Here is a 20,356-nt window from a genome sequence, read left to right as displayed (position 1 = left end):
GGCCGGGTGACCCCGGCCGGGCGTTGGGCGTGTTCGGCGCGTGCGCCTACTTGCGCTTGTTGATCTCCTCGGTGAGCTGCGGAGCGACCGAGTGCAGGTCGCCCACGACACCGAAGTCGACGAGCTCGAAGATCGGCGCCTCGGGGTCCTTGTTGACCGCGACGATGTTCTTCGCGGTCTGCATGCCCGCACGGTGCTGGATCGCGCCGGAGATGCCCAGGGCCAGGTACAGGTTCGGGCTGACCGTCTTACCGGTCTGGCCGACCTGGAACTGGTTCGGGTACCAGCCGGAGTCGACGGCGGCACGGGAGGCGCCGACGGCGGCGCCCAGCGAGTCCGCCAGGCCCTCGACGACGGAGAAGTCGTCGGAGCCGACGCCGCGGCCGCCGGAGACCACGATCGCGGCCTCGGTGAGCTCCGGGCGCTCGCCCTGCTCCTGGACCACGCGCTCCACGACCTTGGCGGCCTTGGCGGCGTCGGAGACGTCCACCGAGACGGCCTCCTCGACGGCCGCTCCGGCGGCGGCCTCGGCCGGGACGGAGTTCGGGCGCACGGCGACGACCGGCACGCCGGTCCGCACACGGGCGTGGGTGACGGTGCCGCCGCCGAAGATGCTGTGCTCGGTGACCACGTCGGCGTCGACGTCGACGACGTCGGTGAGCACACCGGAGCCGAGCTTGACGGCGGTGCGCCCGGCGATCTCCTTGTTCTCGGCGGTCGCCGAGACGAGGATCGCGGCGGCGCCCTTGTCCTGGGCCAGCTTCGCGAGCAGCTCGGCCTTGGGAGCGACGACGTAGTCGTTGAGCTCGGCCGGGGCGACGTAGACCTTCTCGGCGCCGAACTCGGCCAGCGCGGCCTTGCCCGACTCCGCGCCGTCACCGATCCACACGGCCGCGGGCTCGCCGATGCGGCGGGCCGCGGTCAGCAGCTCGGTCGTGACCTTCTTGACCTGTCCGTCGACGTGGTCGACGAGGACGAGGACCTCAGCCATAATCCTTGAACCTTCCTGAGTCTCTCGCCTGGCCTACACGAACTTCTTCTGGGCGAGGAAGTCGGCGATCTTCACACCGCCGTCACCCTCGTCCTTGACGATCGTGCCCGCGGCGCGCGGCGGCGCCGCGGCGAAGTCGACGGTCTCGGTGGTGGCGTTGGCCAGGCCGACCCGGCCGGTGTCGATGCCCGCGTCGGCCGCGGACTTCTTGTCGACCGGCTTCTTCTTCGCCTGCATGATGAGCTTGAAGGACGGGTAGCGGGGCTCGTTGATCTTCTCGACGACGGAGACGACCGCCGGGAGCTGAGCCTCGACCACGTCGTAGCCGTAGTCGGTCTGGCGCTGGATCCTGATGGCGCCGCCGTCGATGTCGACCTTGCCGGCGAGCGTGAGCTGCGGCAGGCCGAGGTACTCGGCGAGCGCGGCGCCCATGACGCCGGTGCGCGCGTCGGTGGACTCGGAGCCGAGGACGACCAGGTCGAACTCGACGGTGCCCAGGGCCTGCGCGAGCGCGTAGGCGCTCTGGAGGGCGTCCGATCCGTGGAGCGCGTCGTCGTTGACGAAGACGGCCTTGTCCGCGCCCATCGAGAGGGCCTTGCGGATGGAGTCGGTGGCCTGGTCCGGTCCCATCGTCAGGACGGTGACCTCGCCGCCGTGCTTCTCCTTGAGGAGCAGGGCCTCCTCGATCGCGTACTCGTCGAGCTCGTTGATGACGCCGTCGGACGCTGCGCGGTCGAGCGTCCTGTCGTCGGGGTTGAGCTTCCGTTCGGTCGCCGTGTCCGGGACCTGCTTGACCAAAACGACAATATTCATGGCCGGTGGCCGACCTCCCTGCACTCTGATCCGCCGTGTGGCGGGCGGACGCCGGTGCGCCCCGTTCTGCCAACAATGCCGAATGCCGTTCGGTCATTCGACGGCGGGTCCGCCTTTCACGTCAAGGACGGTCCCGCGATGTGCCCGTACACCAGATGTTACTGGCTAGTAGCTTGAAGGCCAACCCTCGACCCCAAGTGTGACTTAGGAAACCCTAACCAACACCCTGCCACCGGATTCGGCGGCCCCGCCGAGCGCGGCCCGGCCGGGGCCGGCCCGCGCGGCCGGGGTGCCGGCCTGCCCACCACCCTAGGTCGCGCACGGCGGTCCGGAACCGGTCGCACCACCGGTGGAACCACCGGAGAACCGCGAGGGCCCCCTCCCGTGCCGGGAGGGGGCCGCTCGTCACGACGATCCGCCGTCGAACCAGTCGGACGGCCCGCCGAACGGCGCCCAGTCGGGGGTGGAGGACAACCCGATCGACAGGATCAGCATGGTCAGCAGGACGATGCCGACGATCACGCCGATGTAGAGGTACAGGCTCCGGAACCGCGCCCGCTCCACCAGCCACACCGCCTGGTGCCGCGCCTCGCGGCCGCTCGGCATGATGTAGCTGAGCAGGACCATCACGAAGATGGCGAAGGCGCCGGTGTAGTTGGCGCCCTGGCCCGGGGTCGCGTCCACGATCGTCGCGTAGACCATGCCGACCAGGATCCCGGCCAGCAGGTAGATCAGGCCGAACCCGGCGGTGCGGACCGCCATGCGCCCGAACGCCCAGGGGAAGCTGAGCGCCACCACCATGCTGTCGGAGTTGCGCGGCCCCCGGGTCTGGAGGCGGCGCGCGTGCTCCGCCTTGACCACGTCCAGCGCGCCCAGGCCCGCGATGATCACGACGCCCAGGAGTGCGCCGAACCAGGGGAACCACAGGGACACGCCGGCGAGGGCGACCATGACGGGGATGAGCACCAGCGGGTGCATCCGCCACGCCTCGGCCTCGTACTCCTCGTCGATGTAACCGTCGCCGTCGGCGTCGACGCCCTCCTCGTCACCGCGGAAGTAGTCCCCCACCCGGTCGTTGCTGCCCCGCTTGAAGCGGCTGAGCCAGCCGCCGCGCTCCTCGTAGTCGTCCTCGCCGAACTCCTGCGTGTTGCGGCTGTTGCGCCCCTCCTCGACCGGCGTGAGGATGTCCGCGAAATCGCCCTTGTGCAGGGGCGTGTTGAAGAACTGCGTGTGCGGCGCCTGGTACCCGTCCTCCGGATCGGCCGTCTGGGGGCGCCCCCGGCCGGGCTCCACGGGGTCCATCATCATCGTCCCCTGCGGGTCGTCCCGCGGGGGCTCGCCGGGACGGATGCGCCGGGTGCTCCCCGGGTCGTCCGGGTCGTCCCCCACGGGGCTGATCCGCATGGTGCCCTGCGGGTCGTCGAGGTCTTCTCGGCCGCCCGGGGTGATCCGGTCGGTCCCCCGGAGCCCGCCCAGGTCGTCGGTCGACTCCGGGTCGCTCCAGCCCCGCTGCGCGCCCGACAGGTCGTCCGTCGGGTCCTCGTCTGCGTCCCAGGACCGCTGGGCGCCCCGCGCGCCGGAGAGGTCGTCCGTGGCCTCCTCGTCGGAGCGCCACCCGCCCGCCTCGGCGGCGTGGGTGGAGCGGGGGGACCCGCCGGGACCGGACCACGCGCTGGAGGCGGGGTTCGCGCCGCCGGCGGTGTGCGCGGGCCCCCAGCCCTCGTCGCCGGCTCCGCGTCCCGCCAGGTATCCGGCGGCTCCGCCGAGCACGGCGCCGGCCGCGCCCGCGGCCGCGGCCCCGCCCGCTCCCCGTCCGCCGCCCGTGCCGGAGTCCTCCGGTCCCACGCCCGTGGAGGGGTTGTGGACGGTGTGGCCGCCGGTGAGCCCGGTGGACCGGACCTCCTGGTCCTCGGTCCAGGGCAGGTCCAGGTTGAGGCGGCCCGCCTCGGCGACCAGCTCCGCGGCCGTGGGGCGGTTGCGCATGTCGCGGGAGACGGCGCGGTTGACCAGCGGGCGCAGCGCCTCGTGCATCCCGTCCATGTCGATCTCGCCGTTGAGGATGCGGAAGAAGATGACCTCGAAGGAGCCCGCGCCGTAGGGCGGGCGTCCCGTGGAGGCGAAGGCGACGGTGCCGCCCCAGGCGTGGATGTCCGTGGCCGGGCCGAGGTCGGTGCCCTCGATGACCTCCGGGGACAGGTAGCTGGGGGTGCCGACGAACGTGCCGGTCTGCGTCAGCTTGGCGCCGTCCACGGCGTGCGCGATGCCGAAGTCGATGACGATCGGCTCGCCGTTGGAGATGATCACGTTGCCCGGCTTGAGGTCGCGGTGGATCACCTCCACCGCGTGGATGTCCTGGATCGCCCGGGCGAGCCCGGTGATGAAGCGCGTGAGCGCGCGGCCCCGGAGCGGGCCGTGGTCGGTGACGGTCGCGTCCAGCGTGGGCCCGGGGATGTACTCGGTGACCACCCACGGGAGCTCGGCCTGGGTGTCGGCGTCGATGACCTCTGCCACGTTGGGGCTCTGCACCCGCCGCATGGTCTCGACCTCGCGGGCCAGCCGGGCCCGTGCGATGTGGTCGCCCGCGACCTCCGGCTTGAGGACCTTCAGCGCGACGAACTGGTCGGTCCGGGGATCCTCGGCCTGGTACACCACGCCCATTCCGCCCTGCCCGATACGGCGGCGGATCACGTAGTGGCCGATGCGCTCCGGCAGCTCCTCACCCGTGGGGAAACCTGCCGACATTGCCATCGAGAACTCATCCCCTCAAAAGACCGCATACCACCACGTCCAGCTTATCGGCCGGGGGATGGGTCAACATTGGCTTGTGTGGCCCGTCTCGGACCTGTGTGGTCTGTTCGGGACCGCCGGAGGGTCATGGGGGGCCGGCGGCCCGTCCGCCCTCGGACGACCACCACCGAGTATGACGGAAAACTGGCGTGGGCGGTTCCGCCCCGCTCGTCTCGACTGGCCGGATCCGGACGACCGGAGCAGGTCCTGTATCGCTACTTAACCTGACAAATGACTAAAACCATGCCAAAAAACAACAAAGCTTTGGGGAAGGGAGGGGCGGGCGCACCGGCCCGAGCGGCCGGGACCCCCGCCCCGAACTGCGCGGAGGCCCGCGTCAGCGCCCGTTGAACACCGCCTTGCCCGGCCCCTGCTCGACGAAGCTCCGCATCCCGTTCTTCTGGTCCTCGGTCGCGAACAGCCCGGCGAAGTGCAGGCGCTCGATCTCCAGCCCCGAGTCCAGGTCCGTCTCCAGGCCCCGGTCGACGGCCTCCTTGGCCGCGGCCAGCGCCACGGCGGGCCCCTCCGCGTACCGGGCCACCAGGGCCACGGCCGCCCGGTAGACGTCCCCGTCCGGGACGACCTCGTCGGCCAGCCCGATGCGCCCGGCCTCCTCCGCCCGCACGTGCCTGCCGCTGAAGATCATCTCCTTGGCCCGGGCGGGGCCGATCAGGCGCGGCAGGCGCTGGGTGCCGCCCGCCCCGGGGATGACGCCGAGCTGGATCTCGGGCACGCCCAGCCGGGCCCCCTCCCCCACCACCCGGAAGTCGGCGGCCAGCGCCAGCTCCAGCCCGCCGCCGAGGGCGTACCCGGTGACGGCGGCCACGACGGGCTTGGGGATGCGGGACACCAGGGTGAGGGCGTTCTGGAGGTTGCGCCCGTACTCCAGCATCTCCGCGTGGGTGCGGTCCGCCATCTCCTTGATGTCGGCGCCCGCCACGAACACGCGCTCGCCGCCGTAGAGCACCACCGCGCGCACGGCGGGGTCCGCGGAGACCCTCGTGGCGGCCTCGGCGATCTCCGCCGTCAGCACGGCGTTGAGCGCGTTGACCTTCGGCCGGTCCAACCGGATGACGGCCACCGCCGGGTGGTCCGGATCGGTCTCCACGCGCACGAACTCGCCCACGAACTCCACCTCTTCCACTTCGACGTCACTGTCCGGGCCACCTAATCACCCGGGTCAGGAGAACAGCAGCACCAGGGTGCCGAGCCGCGCGGACAGCGCGTACGCCCCCGCCAGCAGCAGGGCCGCACCCGCGAGCAGGAGCGTGTCCCCGACCCGCCAGCGGCTCTCCCTGGCCCATGTGCGGGGCCCGGTGCCGAACGCCCTGGCGTCCATCGCCGTCGCCAGCAGGGTCCCCGTCCGGATCGACCGCACCAGCAGCGCGAACAGCCTGCCGAAGAACAGCGTGACCATCCGCACCGGGTTGCGCCCGGCCTCCAGTCCGCGGGCCCGCCTCGCCAGGGTCACGGTCCGCCACTGGTCGGCCAGCAGGGGGATGAGCCGCAGCGCCGCCAGCACGCCCATGGCGGGGCGCTCGGGCACCCTCAACCTCTGCACGAGCCCGTCGGCCATCTCCGTCGGATCGCTGCTGACGGCCGCGAGGAGGCCGGGGAGGGCGATGGCGAGCAGGCGCACCGCGGCGCCCAGCGCCCCCTCCGCGCCGTGCTCGCCGTACAGGTAGTTGACCAGCCCGCTGGAGAGCCCCATGAGCAGGAAGGGGCCGCCGAGGACGAGCAGGGTGCGCCGGTCGATCCCGCTGAAGGGCAGGACCAGCAGAACGCCGGCCAGCACCACCCCGCCGGTGACCGCGTCCACGGCGGGGACCAGTCCGAGCCCCAGCAGCAGCGCGGCCAGCAGCTTGGCCGCCGGGTTGAGCCGGGCGAGCCAGTGGCGCGCTCCCCCGGCGCCCGGCGCGTCCGGGGCGGGGACGCCGCCCCTGCGGCCCCGGTCCTCCGAGACGCTCACAGCTCCGCCTTTCCCGCCGTGCCCGGGACCGCGCGGCCCCCCGCCACACGCACCCGCACGTCCGCGAAGTGCCGCAGGAGAAGTTCGTCGTGGGTCGCCACGACGACGGCGCACCCCTCGGCCCTCAGCCCGCCCAGCAGCTCGACCAGCTCCGTCCACGTCCGGGTGTCCTGGCCGAAGGTCGGCTCGTCCAGGACGAGGACTCCGGGCGCGTGCGAGGGGCCGGAGCTGAGCGCCGTGGCCACCGACAGCCGCCGCTTCTCGCCGCCCGAGAGCGTGTAGGGGTGGGCGTCGGCCAGGCCGGTCAGGCGCAGCCGCTCCAGCAGCTCGTCCACCCGCCGCTCGGTCCCGGCCCCGTCCGCCCCGGCCCGCCGCGGGGCGAACCGCAGCTCGTCCCGCACGGTGCCGGTGACGAACTGGTCCTCCGCGTGCTGGAACACGGTGCCCACGTGGCGGGACAGGAGCCGGGCGGGCCATCGCGCCAGCGGCCGCCGGTCGGCCTCCGCCAGGGGGCCGCGCGGCAGGACCGCGCCCCTGTGGGGTCGGGAGAGCCCCGCCAGCAGGGTCAGCAGCGTGGACTTGCCCGCACCGTTGGGGCCGGTCAGGGCGGTCGCCGTACCGGCCGCGACGGAGAGGTCCACCCCCTCCAGCACGGTCCTCCGGGGCGGGGCGCCCGCCCCCAGCTGGAAGGGGGTGCGCGCGGCGACGCCCACCGCCTCGACGCGGGGGCCGCCGCCCGGCGCGGGGGCCGGGCCGGGGGAGGGCTCGTCACCGGGGACCCACACTCCCTGCTCCGCGAGGGAGCTCCCGTGCGCGGCGAACACGGCCGCCGGATCGCCGTCGGCGACCACCCCGCCGCCCGGCTCGACGACCACGACCCTGTCCACCAGCCCGACCACGTCGGCGACCCGGTGCTCGACCAGGAGCAGGGTCGCCTCGGTCTCGGCGAGCAGGCGTTCCAGGACACCGCGCACCAGTGCGGCCCCGGCTGGGTCGAGGTTGGCGGTGGGCTCGTCCAGGAGGAGCAGGCGCGGGCGCATGGCGAGCGCGCCGGCGATGACCAGGCGCTGCTTCTCACCGCCCGACAGCGCGCCGGTGGGGTGGCGCCGCCCGTACGGGAAGCCGACCGCGTCGAGCGCGTCGTCCACCCTCGGCCAGATCAGGGCGGGGTCCACCCCCAGGTTCTCCGGTCCGAAGGCGACGTCGTCGCCCGCGCGGGCCATCACCAGCTGCGTCTCCGGGTCCTGGCCGACCAGGCCGACGCCTCCGCGGCCCCGGTCGGCGGGGAGGCCGTCGACCAGCAGCGTCCCCTCCTGGTCGCCGTTGAGGGCGCCGTCGGGGCCGGTGAGTCCGGCGAGGGAGTGCAGCAGGGTGGACTTGCCCGCCCCGGAGGCGCCGAGCAGCAGCACGCGCTCACCGGGCTCGACCGTGAGGTCCACCCCGCGCAGGGCGTACGACTCGCGGCCCGCGTGGCGCCACCCCCAGCCGGACAGCTCGACGCGTGCGCCGCCCCCTCCGGGGGGCCGGAGGGGGGACGGTGCCGCGGGGTGCTCCGCGGTCGCCCCCGAGGGGCCGCGGCGGTCGTGGTCGGCCACGGGTCAGCCCCTGGCCGACGGGAAGGGGGCCAGCGCGCCCGACCTGGCGAGCGCGGTGGTGAGGAGGCGGGCGCCGACGCCCGCGATGACCGCCGAGCTGATCACGACGATGACGCCGTAGACGAGCTGGAAGTGCAGGGGCCAGGTCACGTTGTAGACGAGGTTGTCGCGGACGGCCGGGGAGAGGCCGGCGGCGGCCGCCGCGAGCACGGCCGCGCCCATGCCCCAGCGCCGGTAGCCGAAGGCGAGGAAGACCAGCTCGGGGAGGAGGCCCTGGAGCGTCCCGTCGATGATCACCATGACCCCCCACTGCGTCCCCAGCACCGCCGACACCAGGGAGGCCGCGATCGAGGTGAGCAGTGCCGCGCCGGGCTTGCGGACGACCAGTCCGCCGAGGACGCCGGAGATCAGCCACATTCCGTAGACCGCCGCCTGCGCGGGGGGAAAGCCCACGAAGAGCGGGGTCGTGACCGACCAGACGATGTTCCAGAGCCAGAAGACGACGCCGACGGCGACGCCGATCACGGCCGCAACGACGATGTCGACGGTGCGCCAGCCGCGCAGCCGTCCGAGGACGTCGCGCCAGAATCCGGTACGCCCGGTCTCGGTGCTCATCAGGTGGTGTCCCTTCGTCGGGGTGGACGAGGGCCCATGTGGCCAAGAGCGACGCCGGAGGACGTGCCGCGCGCCGGGTCCGTCCCGGGTGCGCGGGAGCACGCCGCCGGAGACGGGTTCCTACGACTTCCTTCGCTGGCATGACCCAGATCAGGTGTGTAAGGGTCTGCGGCCGGGTGCCGCACTCTCAGCGCTCACGCGCTCCCCTGTCGGTTTCCCTCCATTATGCGTCAACAACGGGGGCCGCGGGGTGTTCCCTCCCCACGGCCCCCGTTCCCGCCCCGTCCGACCGCGCCCGCCGGCGGGCGCGGTCAGGCGTCGCCCTCGTCGTCCCCGCCCTTGGGAGGCGTCGCCGACGGGTTGCCGAAAGCCTTCGGCGAGGGGGCGAAGCCCTCGGCCGGCAGGTCGGCCGTGGCCCCGCGCATGGTGGCCTGCCAGATGGGGCCCGGCAGCGTGCCGCCGTAGACGATGCCGTAGTAGCGCCCGCCGATCGTCACGCCCTGGAGCGGGTTCTCCTCGCCTCCGCGCATGTCGCCGACGACCACGGCCGACGCGAGGTTCGGGGTGTAGCCGGCGAACCAGGCGTAGGCGGCGTTGTCGGTGGTGCCGGTCTTGCCCGCGGCGGGGCGGTCGAGGCCGAGGCCGTTGGCGGTGCCGCCCTTGAACGTCTGCTGGAGCAGGTGGTTGACCCCGTCCGCGACGTCGCGCTCGACCCTGCCCTCCTCGCAGTCGGTGCGCGCCTCGACCTCCCGGGTGCCCTCGGCGCCCTCGCGGCCGATCCGCACGGAGACCACCGGGACGGGCTCGCAGTAGGTGCCGCGGGCGGCGAACGTGGCGTACGCGTTGGCGACGGTCAGCGGGGACACCTCCTGGTCCCCCAGGGTGAAGGAGCTCCAGACCCCCAGCGGTTGGCCGTCGGCGCGGTGGATGCCGACCCGCTCGGCCATCTCCGAGGTCTCGCAGAGGCCGACGCGCTTCTGGAGCTGCGCGAAGTAGGTGTTCACGGACCCCTTGGTCGCGCTGATCATGTTGTGCCGGCCGCCGTCGCTCTCCCCGGCGTTGCTCACGCTCCACCCGGACATCACGCCGCCGTCGCAGTTCTCGAGCCCTCCGACCGAGACGCTCTCGGGCGAGGAGAAGCTGGTGCCGTAGCCCAGTCCGGAGTGCAGGGCGGCGGCCAGGGTGAACGTCTTGAACGTCGACCCCGCCTGGTAGCCGAGCGAACCGCCGGCCTCGCTGTCCACCGCCAGGTTGATGGAGGTCGTGCCGAGCGCCTCGTCGTCGAACCCGTAGCGCAGGTTCTGCGCCATGCCCCGGATCCGGCCGGTGCCGGGCTCGACGACGGCCTGGGCGGAGAACTTGGTGGACTCCTCCGCCGGGACGTACCGCTCGATGGCCTCCTCCGCGGCCCGCTGCGTCTCCCCGTCGAGCGTGGTCCGCACGGTGATGCCGCCCTTGGTGAGCGCCTCGTCGCGCTCCCCCTGGAGCTCCCCGAGGATGTCGGAGCCGCGCAGCCAGCGCATGACGAAGTCGCAGAAGAACGGCTGCTCCGAGTGGTAGCAGCTGCCTCCGCGCGGGGTCGGGTCCAGTGCGAGCCCCCGGCTCGCGTGCTCCTCGACCTGCGCCGCGTCCAGGTGCCCGGTCGCCCCCATCCGCTCCAGCACCAGGTCGCGGCGCTCGCGCGCGGCCTCGCGGTTGTTGAGCGGGTCGTAGAACGAGGGGCTGCGCACGAGCCCGACGATGGTGGCGGCCTGCGCCGGGTCCAGGTCGGCGGCGGAGACGGAGAAGTACCGCTGGGCCGCCACCTCGATGCCGTACGCCCCCGCCCCGAAGTAGGCGAGGTTGAGGTAGCCCTCCATGATCTCGTCCTTAGTGAGGCGGTCCTCGATGTCGATGGCGTGGCGCAGCTCCAGCAGCTTGCGGCCCAGGGTCTGCTCACTGGCGCGCTCCACCTCCTCCTCGGTGGAGGCCTGCTCGATGAGCAGGTTCTTGACGTACTGCTGGGTGATGGTGGACCCGCCCTGGGTGTCCCCCTGCGCGGTGCGCATGGCGGCCCTGATCACGCCGCGCAGGTCCAGTCCGGAGTGTTCGTAGAACCGGTCGTCCTCGATCGCCATGAGAGCGGCGGGCACCCACGGGCTGACCGCGTCCAGGGGCACCACCTCGCGCTCGCGGTCGGCGACCTCCGCGATCGGGTTGTGGTCGACGTCGGTGAGGAGCACGCGCTCCGCCAGCGGGGAGATCTCCAGGTCGCTGGGGAGGGCCATGAAGGCGGCGGCCGTGTCCCTTCCGATCAGCCCCAACCCGCCCACCCACGGCATGACCAGCGCGGCGGTCAGGAGACCGGCGACCGCTCCCGTGCCCGTGAGGCGCAGGACGGCGTCCTTGCGGCCTCCGTCCGAGCGGTCGCCGTCACCGGCGCCCCTCCCGTGCTCCACCGCGTCGCCGAGTGCGGTCACGCGCTCCCGGAGCCGGTCCACCAGGGGGAGGACGGCCCGGTCGGCCCACCTCCTCCAGCGCGGCGCCCCGAAGGCGCCTCCGGCGGCCGCGCCGGGCCCGCCGGCCCCCCGGCCCCGGCGGCCGGGGCTTCCCGCCTCCCGCGCGTGCCGCGGGGCCCGGCCCCCGTCCTGGCCCCGCTCCCCCTGCGGAGGACCGTCCTGGTTCGGCTCCGTCACGTCGCCCCCCTCGGCCGTGTGACGCCCCGTCCGCGTCGCGCGCGCGGAGACAGGGCACTGCGACCTCCACGCTCGCAGGGGTACCGCAAAGCCCGGGAGGCCGAATCGGGCGTGTCATCGAAAAGCTTGCCCAATCCGCGGCAAAGCGCCCGGCCCCGACGCACCCGCGGGAGGCCGCGAAACGGGTGCGCGGTCCACTCGTCATCCGGGCGAAACAACCTCGGCGGACGGCGCCCGAGGCGAGCATGCCCGAATTCGCGACAAAAGGGCCCTGGGCGATCATTCCGACACACCCGGATGTCCGGAATACAGCCCGGCGAACCCCGGGTGCATTCGGTGATCCCTACCCAGGACGGCCCGCCACCCAACACGACCGACGAATTTTCCGTCCTTTCACCACAGACCATCAGAAAACAACCACAGAGGCACCTGAATCCCCCGGTTTCTTATGACTGATATGTACGGTTTACCCAGGTGAAACCCGACAAATAACAGGCCCCAAGCCTTCCGGCCAGTGTGATGAGGAACACACAAATTATCCGGCCCCGACACTCCGCCAAACACCACAAGAGGGCAGACGATAGACAGCAGAGGGAACCGAAGCCGTAATCCGGACAGTTTCCGTTCCGGATCTTCGTTAACTCCGCCTTGCGTCGGATTAACAACAGGTTATTTTTACCTGCCATAAACCGCTCGTGCCCAGAAACGCCCGAACCACGACAATTACGGTGTAGCCAGTGATCGGACGCCTGCCCATCCTCGACATCTCTCCAGACAACGACCTCGGTCCGGTGAAAGCAGTTCCCCGGGAACGCTTCACCGTGGGGGCGACGGTCATCCGGGAGGGCCACGACTCCCTCGCCGCAGGGGTCGTCGTGTACTCCCCCCGGGGCCGCCGCGAACGCCTCGTGCCCATGCGCGAGCACGCGCCCGGCACCGACCGCTACGAGGCCGAGATCAGCCTCCCCTCCGAGGGGACGTGGTCCTTCTCGGTCGAGGCGTGGACCGATCCCTTCACCACCTGGCACCGCGTCGCCCGGGTCAAACTCCCCCTGGGCCAGGACACCGGGCCCGTACTGGAGGAGGGGGCCCGGCTGCTCGCACGCGCCGGCCGGCGCGTGCCCCGCAACCCCGCCCTCACCAGGGCGGCCGAGGTCCTGAGGGACGCCTCGGCGGATCCGCTGGACCGCTTCGCCGCGGCGATCACCCCCGAGGTCCTGGACGGGATGGAACGCCACCCGATCCGCGAGCTGGTCACCAGGTCCGGGCGCACCGGGGTCGTCGTCCACCGCGAGCGGGCGCTCTTCGGCTCCTGGTACGAGTTCTTCCCCAGGTCCGAGGGAGCCCAGGTCGACACGGCCCCCGGGCAGGAGCGCTCGGGGACCTTCGCCTCCGCCGCCAAACGCCTGCCCGCCATCGCCGGCATGGGCTTCGACGTCGTCTACCTGCCCCCCGTCCACCCGATCGGCACGAGCCACCGCAAGGGCGCCAACAACGCCCTGTCCGCCGGCCCCGGCGAGCCCGGCTCGGTGTGGGCGGTCGGGTCCGCCGCGGGGGGCCACGACGCCGTCCACCCGGACCTGGGCACGCTCGCCGACTTCGACGCGTTCGTCGGCGAGGCCGCCGAGCACGGCCTGGAGATCGCCCTCGACCTGGCCCTCCAGTGCTCCCCCGACCACCCGTGGGTCACCGAGCACCCCGAGTGGTTCACCACCCGGGCCGACGGCTCCATCGCCTACGCGGAGAACCCGCCCAAGAAGTACCAGGACATCTACCCCCTCGACTTCGACAACGACTTCGAGGGCCTGTACACGGAGATCCGGCGCGTCGTCCAGCACTGGATCGACCACGGGGTCCGGATCTTCCGGGTCGACAACCCCCACACCAAACCGGTCGCCTTCTGGGAGCGGCTGCTCGCCGACGTGGCCCGGGAGCACCCCGACGTGCTCTTCCTCGCCGAGGCCTTCACCCGCCCCGCCATGATGCGCACCCTGGCCAAGGTCGGGTTCCACCAGTCCTACACCTACTTCACCTGGCGCAACGGCAAGGAAGAGATCACCGACTACCTCACCGAGCTCACCGGGGAGACCGCCCACTACCTGCGCCCCAACCTCTTCCCCTGCACCCCGGACATCCTCAACGCCTACCTCCAGCACGGCGGACGGCCCGCCTTCGAGGTCCGCGCGGTGCTGGCGGCGCTGCTCTCCCCCTCCTGGGGCGTCTACTCCGGCTTCGAGCTGTGCGAGAACACCCCGGCGGCCCCGGGCAGCGAGGAGTACCTGGACTCGGAGAAGTTCCAGTACCGGCCCCGCGACTGGGCCGCGGCCGAGGCCGCCGGGGAGTCCATCAGCGGGCTCATCACGCGGCTCAACGAGCTGCGCCGCTCGCATCCGGCCCTGCGGGAGCTGCGCAACCTGCGCTTCCACCACGTCGACCGGCCCGAGCTGATCTGTTTCTCCAAGCACCGGCCCGGAGCGGGGCCCGACGACCCCGACGACGCCGTCATCGCCGTCGTCAACCTCGACCCGCACCACGCCCACGAGGCGACCGTGCACCTGGATCTGCCGTCCATCGGCCACACGTGGGAGGAGGAGCTCGAGGTGACCGACGAACTGACCGGTCGTTCCTACACCTGGGGCGCGGACAACTACGTCCGCCTCGACCCCGCGACCGGGCCGGCGCACGTGTTCACCGTCAACGGCAGATAGCGGCCCCGGACCACGGACCGGGGCCGGCGGGCCACCCCCGCCGGCCCCCGCCCGTGCCCGGAACGCCCGTTGACCCGATGTCGAACATTCTTGGTGGGGAGCAGCAGATGAGCAAAGACGAGCACGGCCCCGGCGGACGCGTACACGCCGAACACGGTCCGCTCGCCCCGGCCACCGGGGCCGCCACCGGCCCGCTCATGTCCTCCGGCGGCACCGGTGACCCCTACTGGTACAAGCACGCCGTCTTCTACGAGGTACTCGCCCGGGGGTTCTTCGACTCCAACGGCGACGGCACCGGCGACCTCGCGGGGCTGGTGCAGAAACTGGACTACCTCCAATGGCTCGGCATCGACTGCCTCTGGCTCCTGCCGATGTACGAGTCCCCTCTGCGCGACGGCGGATACGACATCTCGGACTACTTCAAGATCCTCCCCGAGTTCGGCCGCACCGCCGACTTCGTGGAGCTCCTCGACGAGGCGCACCGCCGCGGCATCCGCGTCATCACCGACCTCGTCATGAACCACACCAGCGACCAGCACCCGTGGTTCAAGGCCTCCCGGGAGGACCCCGACGGTCCGTACGGGGACTTCTACGTGTGGTCGGACACCGACGACCGCTACGACGGGGCCCGCGTCATCTTCGTCGACACCGAGACCTCCAACTGGTCCTACGACGAGGTGCGGGGCCAGTACTACTGGCACCGCTTCTTCTCCCACCAGCCGGACCTCAACTTCGAGAACCCCGCCGTCCAGGAGGCCATCCTGGAGGTTCTGCGCTACTGGCTGGACCTGGGCATCGACGGGTTCCGCCTGGACGCCGTGCCCTACCTGTACGAGCGCGAGGGCACCAACTGCGAGAACCTCAAGGAGACGCACGAGTTCCTCAAGCGCGTGCGCGCCGAGGTGGACCGGCTCTACCCCGACCGCGTGCTGCTGAGCGAGGCCAACCAGTGGCCCTCCGAGGTCGTCGACTACTTCGGCGACTTCGGGTCCGGCGGCGACGAGTGCCACATGAACTTCCACTTCCCGCTGATGCCGCGCATGTTCATGGCGGTCAGGCAGGAGCAGCGGTTCCCGATCTCGGAGATCCTCGCCCAGACCCCGCCCATCCCGCGGAACTGCCAGTGGGCGATCTTCCTGCGCAACCACGACGAGCTGACCCTGGAGATGGTCACCGACGAGGAACGCGACTACATGTACGCCGAATACGCCAGGGAACCCCGCATGCGCGCCAACGTGGGGATCCGGCGGCGGCTCGCGCCCCTCCTGGACAACGACCGCAACCAGATCGAGCTGTTCACCGCGCTGCTGCTGTCCCTGCCGGGCTCGCCCGTCCTCTACTACGGCGACGAGATCGGCATGGGCGACAACATCTGGCTGGGCGACCGCGACGCCGTGCGCACGCCCATGCAGTGGAGCTCGGACCGCAACGCCGGGTTCTCCAAGGGCGACCCGGCCCGCCTGTACCTGCCGCTGATCATGGACCCGGTCTACGGCTACCAGGCGCTCAACGTGGAGGCCCAGCGCGACAACCCCGGCTCGCTGCTCCACTGGACCCGCCGGATGATCCAGATCCGCAAGCGCCACCCCGTGTTCGGCACCGGGGAGTTCACCGAGCTGAACGCCACCAACCCCGGCGTCCTGGCGTTCATCCGCGAGCACGGCGACGACCGCATGCTCTGTGTGAACAACCTGTCGAGGTTCCCGCAGCCCGTCGAGCTGGACCTGTCCCGCTACGCCGGGGTCAGCCCGGTGGAGTGCGTGGGGGGCGTGCGCTTCCCCGAGATCGGGGAACTGCCGTACCTGCTCACCCTGCCCGGCCACGGCTTCTACTGGTTCCAGCTCCCCGCGGACCACGAGCCGGCGGGAACGGACGGTGAACGGGACGGGCTGCCCTCCTACGGCCTTCCGGCCGCCGGGGTCAGCGTGCGCACCGCCTTCGACGCCGCCGGACGCCCGGCGGACCCGCCCGGCGCGGAGCGCCGCGCCACAGCCACCACGACGTCCAGCGCCCCGGCCGGTACCGTGCCCGCGCTCCGCGACGGCGCGCCCGGGACCCCCGCCCGGCCCGCCGCCGAACCGGCCGCCCCCGGCCCGGTACCGGAGCCGACGGACCGGGGCGGTGGCGGGAAGGGAAACGGTCCTCTCTGACATGTCCCAACTCGAAGAGCTCCTGGCAGCCTGGCTGCCCCGGCAGCGCTGGTTCTCCGGCAAGGGGATCCCCATCCAGCAGATCCGGATCGAGAGCAGACACACCCTGGTGACCACGGGACCGGACGGCCCCGGCCTCGACGTCCTCGTCGTGCGGACCGGCCAGCGCGGGCGCAGCTCCCGCTACCAGGTGCTCCTGGGCTCGCGTCCGCCGGGCTCCCTGCCGCCGGACCTGGCCCGTGCCGCCATCGGCGTGTGCCGGGCCGCCTGCGGGAGGCCGAAGGCGGTCTACGACGCGGCCCACGACGCACAGCTGACCGGTCTCCTCCTGGAGCGGTTCGCGCTGCCCGCGGCCCCCGGCCTCTCCGGGCAGGTCCGTTTCCGGACCCTGCCCGGGGAGCGGATCCGCACCGGTTCGCCCGGGCGGATGCTCACGGGGGAGCAGTCCAACACGTCGCTGGTCTTCGGACAGGACTACGTCCTGAAGACCTTCCGCAGACTCTGGCCGGGCCCCAACCCGGACCTGGAGCTCAACATGGCGCTGTCCGGGTCCCCGTACGCGGCCCGGCCGTGCGGGTGGATCGAGGCCGACCTGCCCGGGTACGCGACGCCCACGACCCTGGCCATGCTGCAGACGTTCATCCCGCAGGCCGCGGACGGGTGGGTGCTCGCCACCGCCGGCGCGCGCGCCCTGCTGGAGGGGGCGGGGATCGACCGCGAGAGCGCCTTCGCGGGGGAGGCGGCGCGGCTGGGACGCACCACCGCCCGGGTCCACCGGTCGCTCGCGGGGGCCCTGCCCACGGACGTGCTCTCCCCGGCGGGGGCCGGGGAGCTGGCGCAGGCCATGGTGGAGCGGCTGGCGACGGCCGGCGCCGAGGTACCGGAGCTGGCCGAGCACGCTCCCCGTGTGATGGCGGCCTACGCCGACTTCGCCGAGGTGGACGAGCCCCTGCCGATCCAGCGCATCCACGGCGACTACCACCTCGGCCAGGTCGTCCGCACCGGGGAGGGGTGGGTGCTCCTCGACTTCGAGGGCGAGCCCACCATGCCGGTCCGGGACCGCCGGCGCCTGTCCAGCCCCCTGAGGGACGTGGCGGGGATGCTCCGCTCCTTCGACTACGCGGCCGGGTTCCTGCTGGTGGGGCACCCGGACGACCCCGAACTGGAGTGGGCCGCCCGCGCCTGGGCCCGGAACAACCGGGAGGCCTTCTGCCGCGGCTACGCGGACGGGGGCGGACCTGACCCGGACAAGCACCTGGCGGTGCTGCGGGCGTTCGAGTTCGACAAGGCCGTGTACGAGGTCCTGTACGAGGCCCGGAACCGGCCGAACTGGCTGCGGGTGCCGCTGGAGTCCATCGCCGCCGCGGCCGCGGCGCCGCCCGTGCCCGGATAGCCCGGGGCGGCCCCTCCCGTTCGGGGGGGGGACCGCCCGCACACACGACCACGACCCGTGACGACCGACCGCAACGAGCACTACGGAGCCGTATGACCTCGGCCGACAGCACACCCGCCGCCGCGAAGACGGGGACCTCCGCGAAGACCGCGGGGACCGCCGCCCCGAAGGGGACCGCGGCGGCGAGGACCACCACAGGGAAGACCGGAAAGGCCGCGTCCGGGACGGGGAGGACCGCGGGGGCGGCGAAGGCCGCCGCGCGCGTCCCCGCGGCCGGGGCCCCCTCCTCCGCGGGGCCGGAGCCCTCCGGCGGGAAGCCCGCACCGGGGAACCGGGGGACGAAGGCCGCCGGGAAGGGCACGGGGAGGGTCCCCGCGAAGGCGGCCCGCGGGTCCGGGACCGGGGCTCCCGCCGCCCGGCGGAGGGCCGCCGTGCCGGACCCCGCACTCCTGTCGGCCCTGGACCGGCTGGTCGAGGGCCGCCACCACGACCCGCACTCCCTGCTCGGCCCGCACGCCGAGGGCCGCGGGACCGTGCTGCGGGCCCTGCGACCCGGCGCGCTGGACGTGCACGCCGTGCTCCGGGACGGCTCCCGGGTGCGCCTCGAACACCTGCACCGCGGGGTCTTCTCCGGCGAGGTGTCCGGGAAGGGGCTCGGGTCCCCGCCCGACTACCGGATCGCGGCCCGCTACGCCGAGGGGGCCGCCGAGCACGTGGCCGCCGACCCGTACCGGTTCGCCCCGACCCTGGGCGAGCTCGACCTGCACCTGATCGGCGAGGGCCGCCACGAGGAGCTGTGGAACGCCCTCGGCGCGCACACCCGGGTCGAGGACACCCCCATCGGCGAGGTGCCCGGCACGGAGTTCGCCGTGTGGGCGCCGGACGCGCGCGGCGTCCGCGTGATCGGCGACTTCAACCACTGGGACGGCGTCGGATCCCCGATGCGCAGCCTGGGCTCCTCCGGTGTGTGGGAGCTGTTCCTGCCCGGGGTGGGCGACGGAGCCCTGTACAAGTTCCAGGTCCTCGGCTCGGACGGGCACTGGCGGGACAAGGCCGACCCGATGGCGCGCCGCACGCAGGTGCCGCCGGCCACCGCGTCGGTGGTCACCACGTCGTCGTACTCCTGGGGGGACCAGGCGTGGACGGCCGAGCGCAAGGGGGTGGAGCAGCACCGGGCCCCGATGAGCGTGTACGAGGTGCACCTGGGCTCCTGGCGCCCGGGCCTGGGCTACGTCGAGCTGGCCGAGCAGCTGGTCGCGTACGTGACCGACCTGGGGTTCACGCACGTGGAGTTCCTACCGGTCACGGCGCACCCGTTCGACGGCTCCTGGGGCTACCAGGTGACGTCGTACTACGCGCCCACTCCGCGCTTCGGGTCGCCGGACGAGTTCCGGTACCTGGTGGACTCCCTGCACCGGGCCGGGGTGGGCGTGCTCCTGGACTGGGTGCCCGCGCACTTCCCCAAGGACGACTGGGCTCTCGCCCGGTTCGACGGGACCGCGCTGTACGAGCACCCGGACCCGCGGCGGGGCGAGCACCCCGACTGGGGCACGCTGATCTTCAACTACGGGCGGACCGAGGTGCGCAACTTCCTCGTCGCCAACGCCCTGTACTGGCTGGAGGAGTTCCACGTCGACGGCCTCCGCGTGGACGCGGTGGCCTCGATGATCTACCTGGACTACTCCCGCGACTCCGGCGCCTGGGAGCCCAACGTGTTCGGCGGGCGGGAGAACCTGGAGGCGATCGGGTTCCTCAAGGAGCTCAACACCACGGTGTACCGGCGCAACCCGCACGTCGCGATGATCGCCGAGGAGTCCACGGCGTACACGGGCGTGACGACCCCGGTGGACCGCGGAGGGCTCGGCTTCGGGTTCAAGTGGAACATGGGGTGGATGCACGACACCCTGGAGTACGTCAAGAAGGAACCGGTCCACCGCAAGTACCACCACGGCGACGTCACGTTCGCGATGGTCTACGCGTACAGCGAGAACTACGTGCTGCCCCTGTCCCACGACGAGGTGGTGCACGGCAAGCGTTCGCTGTTCAACAAGCCGCCCGGCGACGAGTGGCAGCGCTCGGCGACCCTGAGGGCGCTCCTCGCCTTCATGTGGTCGCACCCCGGCAAGCAGCTCCTGTTCATGGGCGGGGAGATCGCCCAGGGGGACGAGTGGTCGCACGAGGAGGGCGTGCCGTGGTGGCTCCTCCAGTTCGAGCACCACGCGGGCGTCCAGCGCCTGGTCAAGACCCTGAACGACCTCTACCGGCCCAGGGCGGCGCTGTGGTCCCGGGACACCGACCCCGCGGGGTTCCGGTGGCTGGACGGCGGCGACCACGAGGGCAACACGCTCTCGTACCTGCGCCACGGGGACGACGGCTCGGTGCTGGCCTGCGCGGTCAACTTCTCGCCCGTGCCCCGTGGGGACCGGCGGATCGGCCTGCCGTCCGGTGGCCGCTGGAACGCGGTCCTCAACACCGACGAGACGAGGTTCGGCGGCTCCGGGCACGCCGCCCCGGCGCACGTCGACGCCGAGCCGACCCCGTGGCACGGCCAGCCGCACTCGGCGCCGATCACCCTCCCGCCCCTGGGAGCGGTCTGGTTCGAGCCCGAGCGGTAGGCGCGCGCCGGCTCCGCCGAACGGCCCCGGCCGCCCGTGTGGCGG

Annotated in this window: 12 protein-coding genes and 1 riboswitch; of the genes, 4 read left to right on the top strand and 8 right to left on the bottom strand. The window is 72.6% G+C overall.

Annotated features, from left to right (window positions below):
- Positions 1-46: 46 nt before the first annotated feature.
- The 8 genes from ACWGL3_RS06090 to ACWGL3_RS06055 form a co-directional block, all read right to left on the bottom strand.
- Positions 47-991 carry an electron transfer flavoprotein subunit alpha/FixB family protein gene (locus tag ACWGL3_RS06090; RefSeq protein ID WP_267946422.1) on the bottom strand — a complete coding sequence of 315 codons (945 nt, stop codon included), beginning with the start codon at positions 989-991 and terminating at the stop codon, positions 47-49.
- A 33-nt stretch (positions 992-1,024) separates the two neighbouring features.
- Positions 1,025-1,804, bottom strand: a complete 780-nt coding sequence (locus ACWGL3_RS06085) for an electron transfer flavoprotein subunit beta/FixA family protein (protein ID WP_267946423.1) — start codon at positions 1,802-1,804, stop codon at positions 1,025-1,027.
- 405 nt (positions 1,805-2,209) lie between these two features.
- Positions 2,210-4,552: a protein kinase domain-containing protein gene (locus ACWGL3_RS06080; protein WP_452460955.1), complete on the bottom strand. Its 2,343-nt coding sequence runs from the start codon at positions 4,550-4,552 to the stop codon at positions 2,210-2,212.
- Between the two features lie 376 nt (positions 4,553-4,928).
- Positions 4,929-5,717: an enoyl-CoA hydratase/isomerase family protein gene (locus tag ACWGL3_RS06075; protein ID WP_378553077.1), complete on the bottom strand. Its 789-nt coding sequence runs from the start codon at positions 5,715-5,717 to the stop codon at positions 4,929-4,931.
- 54 nt (positions 5,718-5,771) lie between these two features.
- Positions 5,772-6,560 carry an energy-coupling factor transporter transmembrane component T family protein gene (locus tag ACWGL3_RS06070; protein ID WP_452460954.1) on the bottom strand — a complete coding sequence of 263 codons (789 nt, stop codon included), beginning with the start codon at positions 6,558-6,560 and terminating at the stop codon, positions 5,772-5,774.
- Entirely contained in the window at positions 6,557-8,053 is a 1,497-nt protein-coding gene (locus tag ACWGL3_RS06065) for an ABC transporter ATP-binding protein (protein ID WP_452460966.1), read from the bottom strand. The genes ACWGL3_RS06070 and ACWGL3_RS06065 overlap by 4 nt, the downstream gene beginning before the upstream one ends.
- Positions 8,054-8,158: 105 nt before the next feature.
- Entirely contained in the window at positions 8,159-8,770 is a 612-nt protein-coding gene (locus ACWGL3_RS06060; RefSeq protein ID WP_267946427.1) for an ECF transporter S component, read from the bottom strand.
- A gap of 110 nt (positions 8,771-8,880) precedes the next feature.
- A riboswitch (TPP riboswitch) is annotated at positions 8,881-8,988 on the bottom strand.
- A gap of 93 nt (positions 8,989-9,081) precedes the next feature.
- Positions 9,082-11,208 (bottom strand): transglycosylase domain-containing protein, encoded by a 2,127-nt coding sequence (locus ACWGL3_RS06055; protein ID WP_452460965.1) that lies wholly within the window; start codon positions 11,206-11,208, stop codon positions 9,082-9,084.
- Positions 11,209-12,182: 974 nt separating this feature from the next.
- Between ACWGL3_RS06055 and ACWGL3_RS06050 the strand changes: the two genes are divergently transcribed.
- From ACWGL3_RS06050 to glgB, 4 genes are all read left to right on the top strand, one after another.
- The gene (locus tag ACWGL3_RS06050) at positions 12,183-14,153 is read left to right on the top strand and encodes an alpha-1,4-glucan--maltose-1-phosphate maltosyltransferase (protein ID WP_267946428.1); all 1,971 of its coding nucleotides are present in this window, start codon (positions 12,183-12,185) and stop codon (positions 14,151-14,153) included.
- A gap of 107 nt (positions 14,154-14,260) precedes the next feature.
- On the top strand, positions 14,261-16,303 hold the full coding sequence (gene treS / locus ACWGL3_RS06045; RefSeq protein ID WP_267946429.1) for a maltose alpha-D-glucosyltransferase: 2,043 nt from the start codon (positions 14,261-14,263) through the stop codon (positions 16,301-16,303).
- Position 16,304: 1 nt separating this feature from the next.
- Positions 16,305-17,696 (top strand): maltokinase N-terminal cap-like domain-containing protein, encoded by a 1,392-nt coding sequence (locus ACWGL3_RS06040; protein ID WP_452460953.1) that lies wholly within the window; start codon positions 16,305-16,307, stop codon positions 17,694-17,696.
- A 92-nt stretch (positions 17,697-17,788) separates the two neighbouring features.
- The gene (gene glgB, locus ACWGL3_RS06035) at positions 17,789-20,311 is read left to right on the top strand and encodes a 1,4-alpha-glucan branching protein GlgB (protein WP_452460952.1); all 2,523 of its coding nucleotides are present in this window, start codon (positions 17,789-17,791) and stop codon (positions 20,309-20,311) included.
- Positions 20,312-20,356: the final 45 nt, after the last annotated feature.

It is taken from the genome of Nocardiopsis sp. NPDC055824, assembly GCF_053616335.1.
The sequence above is the reverse complement of the archived record's forward strand: the minus strand, read 5'-3'. Positions and strand labels throughout refer to the sequence as shown.

What these genes read in the sequence shown, in the direction of transcription:
- ACWGL3_RS06080 (WP_452460955.1), bottom strand. Translation starts at nt 4,552, where the DNA reads ATGGCAATGTCGGCAGGTTTCCCCACGGGTGAGGAGCTGCCGGAGCGC.
- ACWGL3_RS06090 (WP_267946422.1), bottom strand. Translation starts at nt 991, where the DNA reads ATGGCTGAGGTCCTCGTCCTCGTCGACCACGTCGACGGACAGGTCAAG.
- glgB (WP_452460952.1), top strand. Translation starts at nt 17,789, where the DNA reads ATGACCTCGGCCGACAGCACACCCGCCGCCGCGAAGACGGGGACCTCC.
- treS (WP_267946429.1), top strand. Translation starts at nt 14,261, where the DNA reads ATGAGCAAAGACGAGCACGGCCCCGGCGGACGCGTACACGCCGAACAC.
- ACWGL3_RS06060 (WP_267946427.1), bottom strand. Translation starts at nt 8,770, where the DNA reads ATGAGCACCGAGACCGGGCGTACCGGATTCTGGCGCGACGTCCTCGGA.
- ACWGL3_RS06040 (WP_452460953.1), top strand. Translation starts at nt 16,305, where the DNA reads ATGTCCCAACTCGAAGAGCTCCTGGCAGCCTGGCTGCCCCGGCAGCGC.
- ACWGL3_RS06085 (WP_267946423.1), bottom strand. Translation starts at nt 1,804, where the DNA reads ATGAATATTGTCGTTTTGGTCAAGCAGGTCCCGGACACGGCGACCGAA.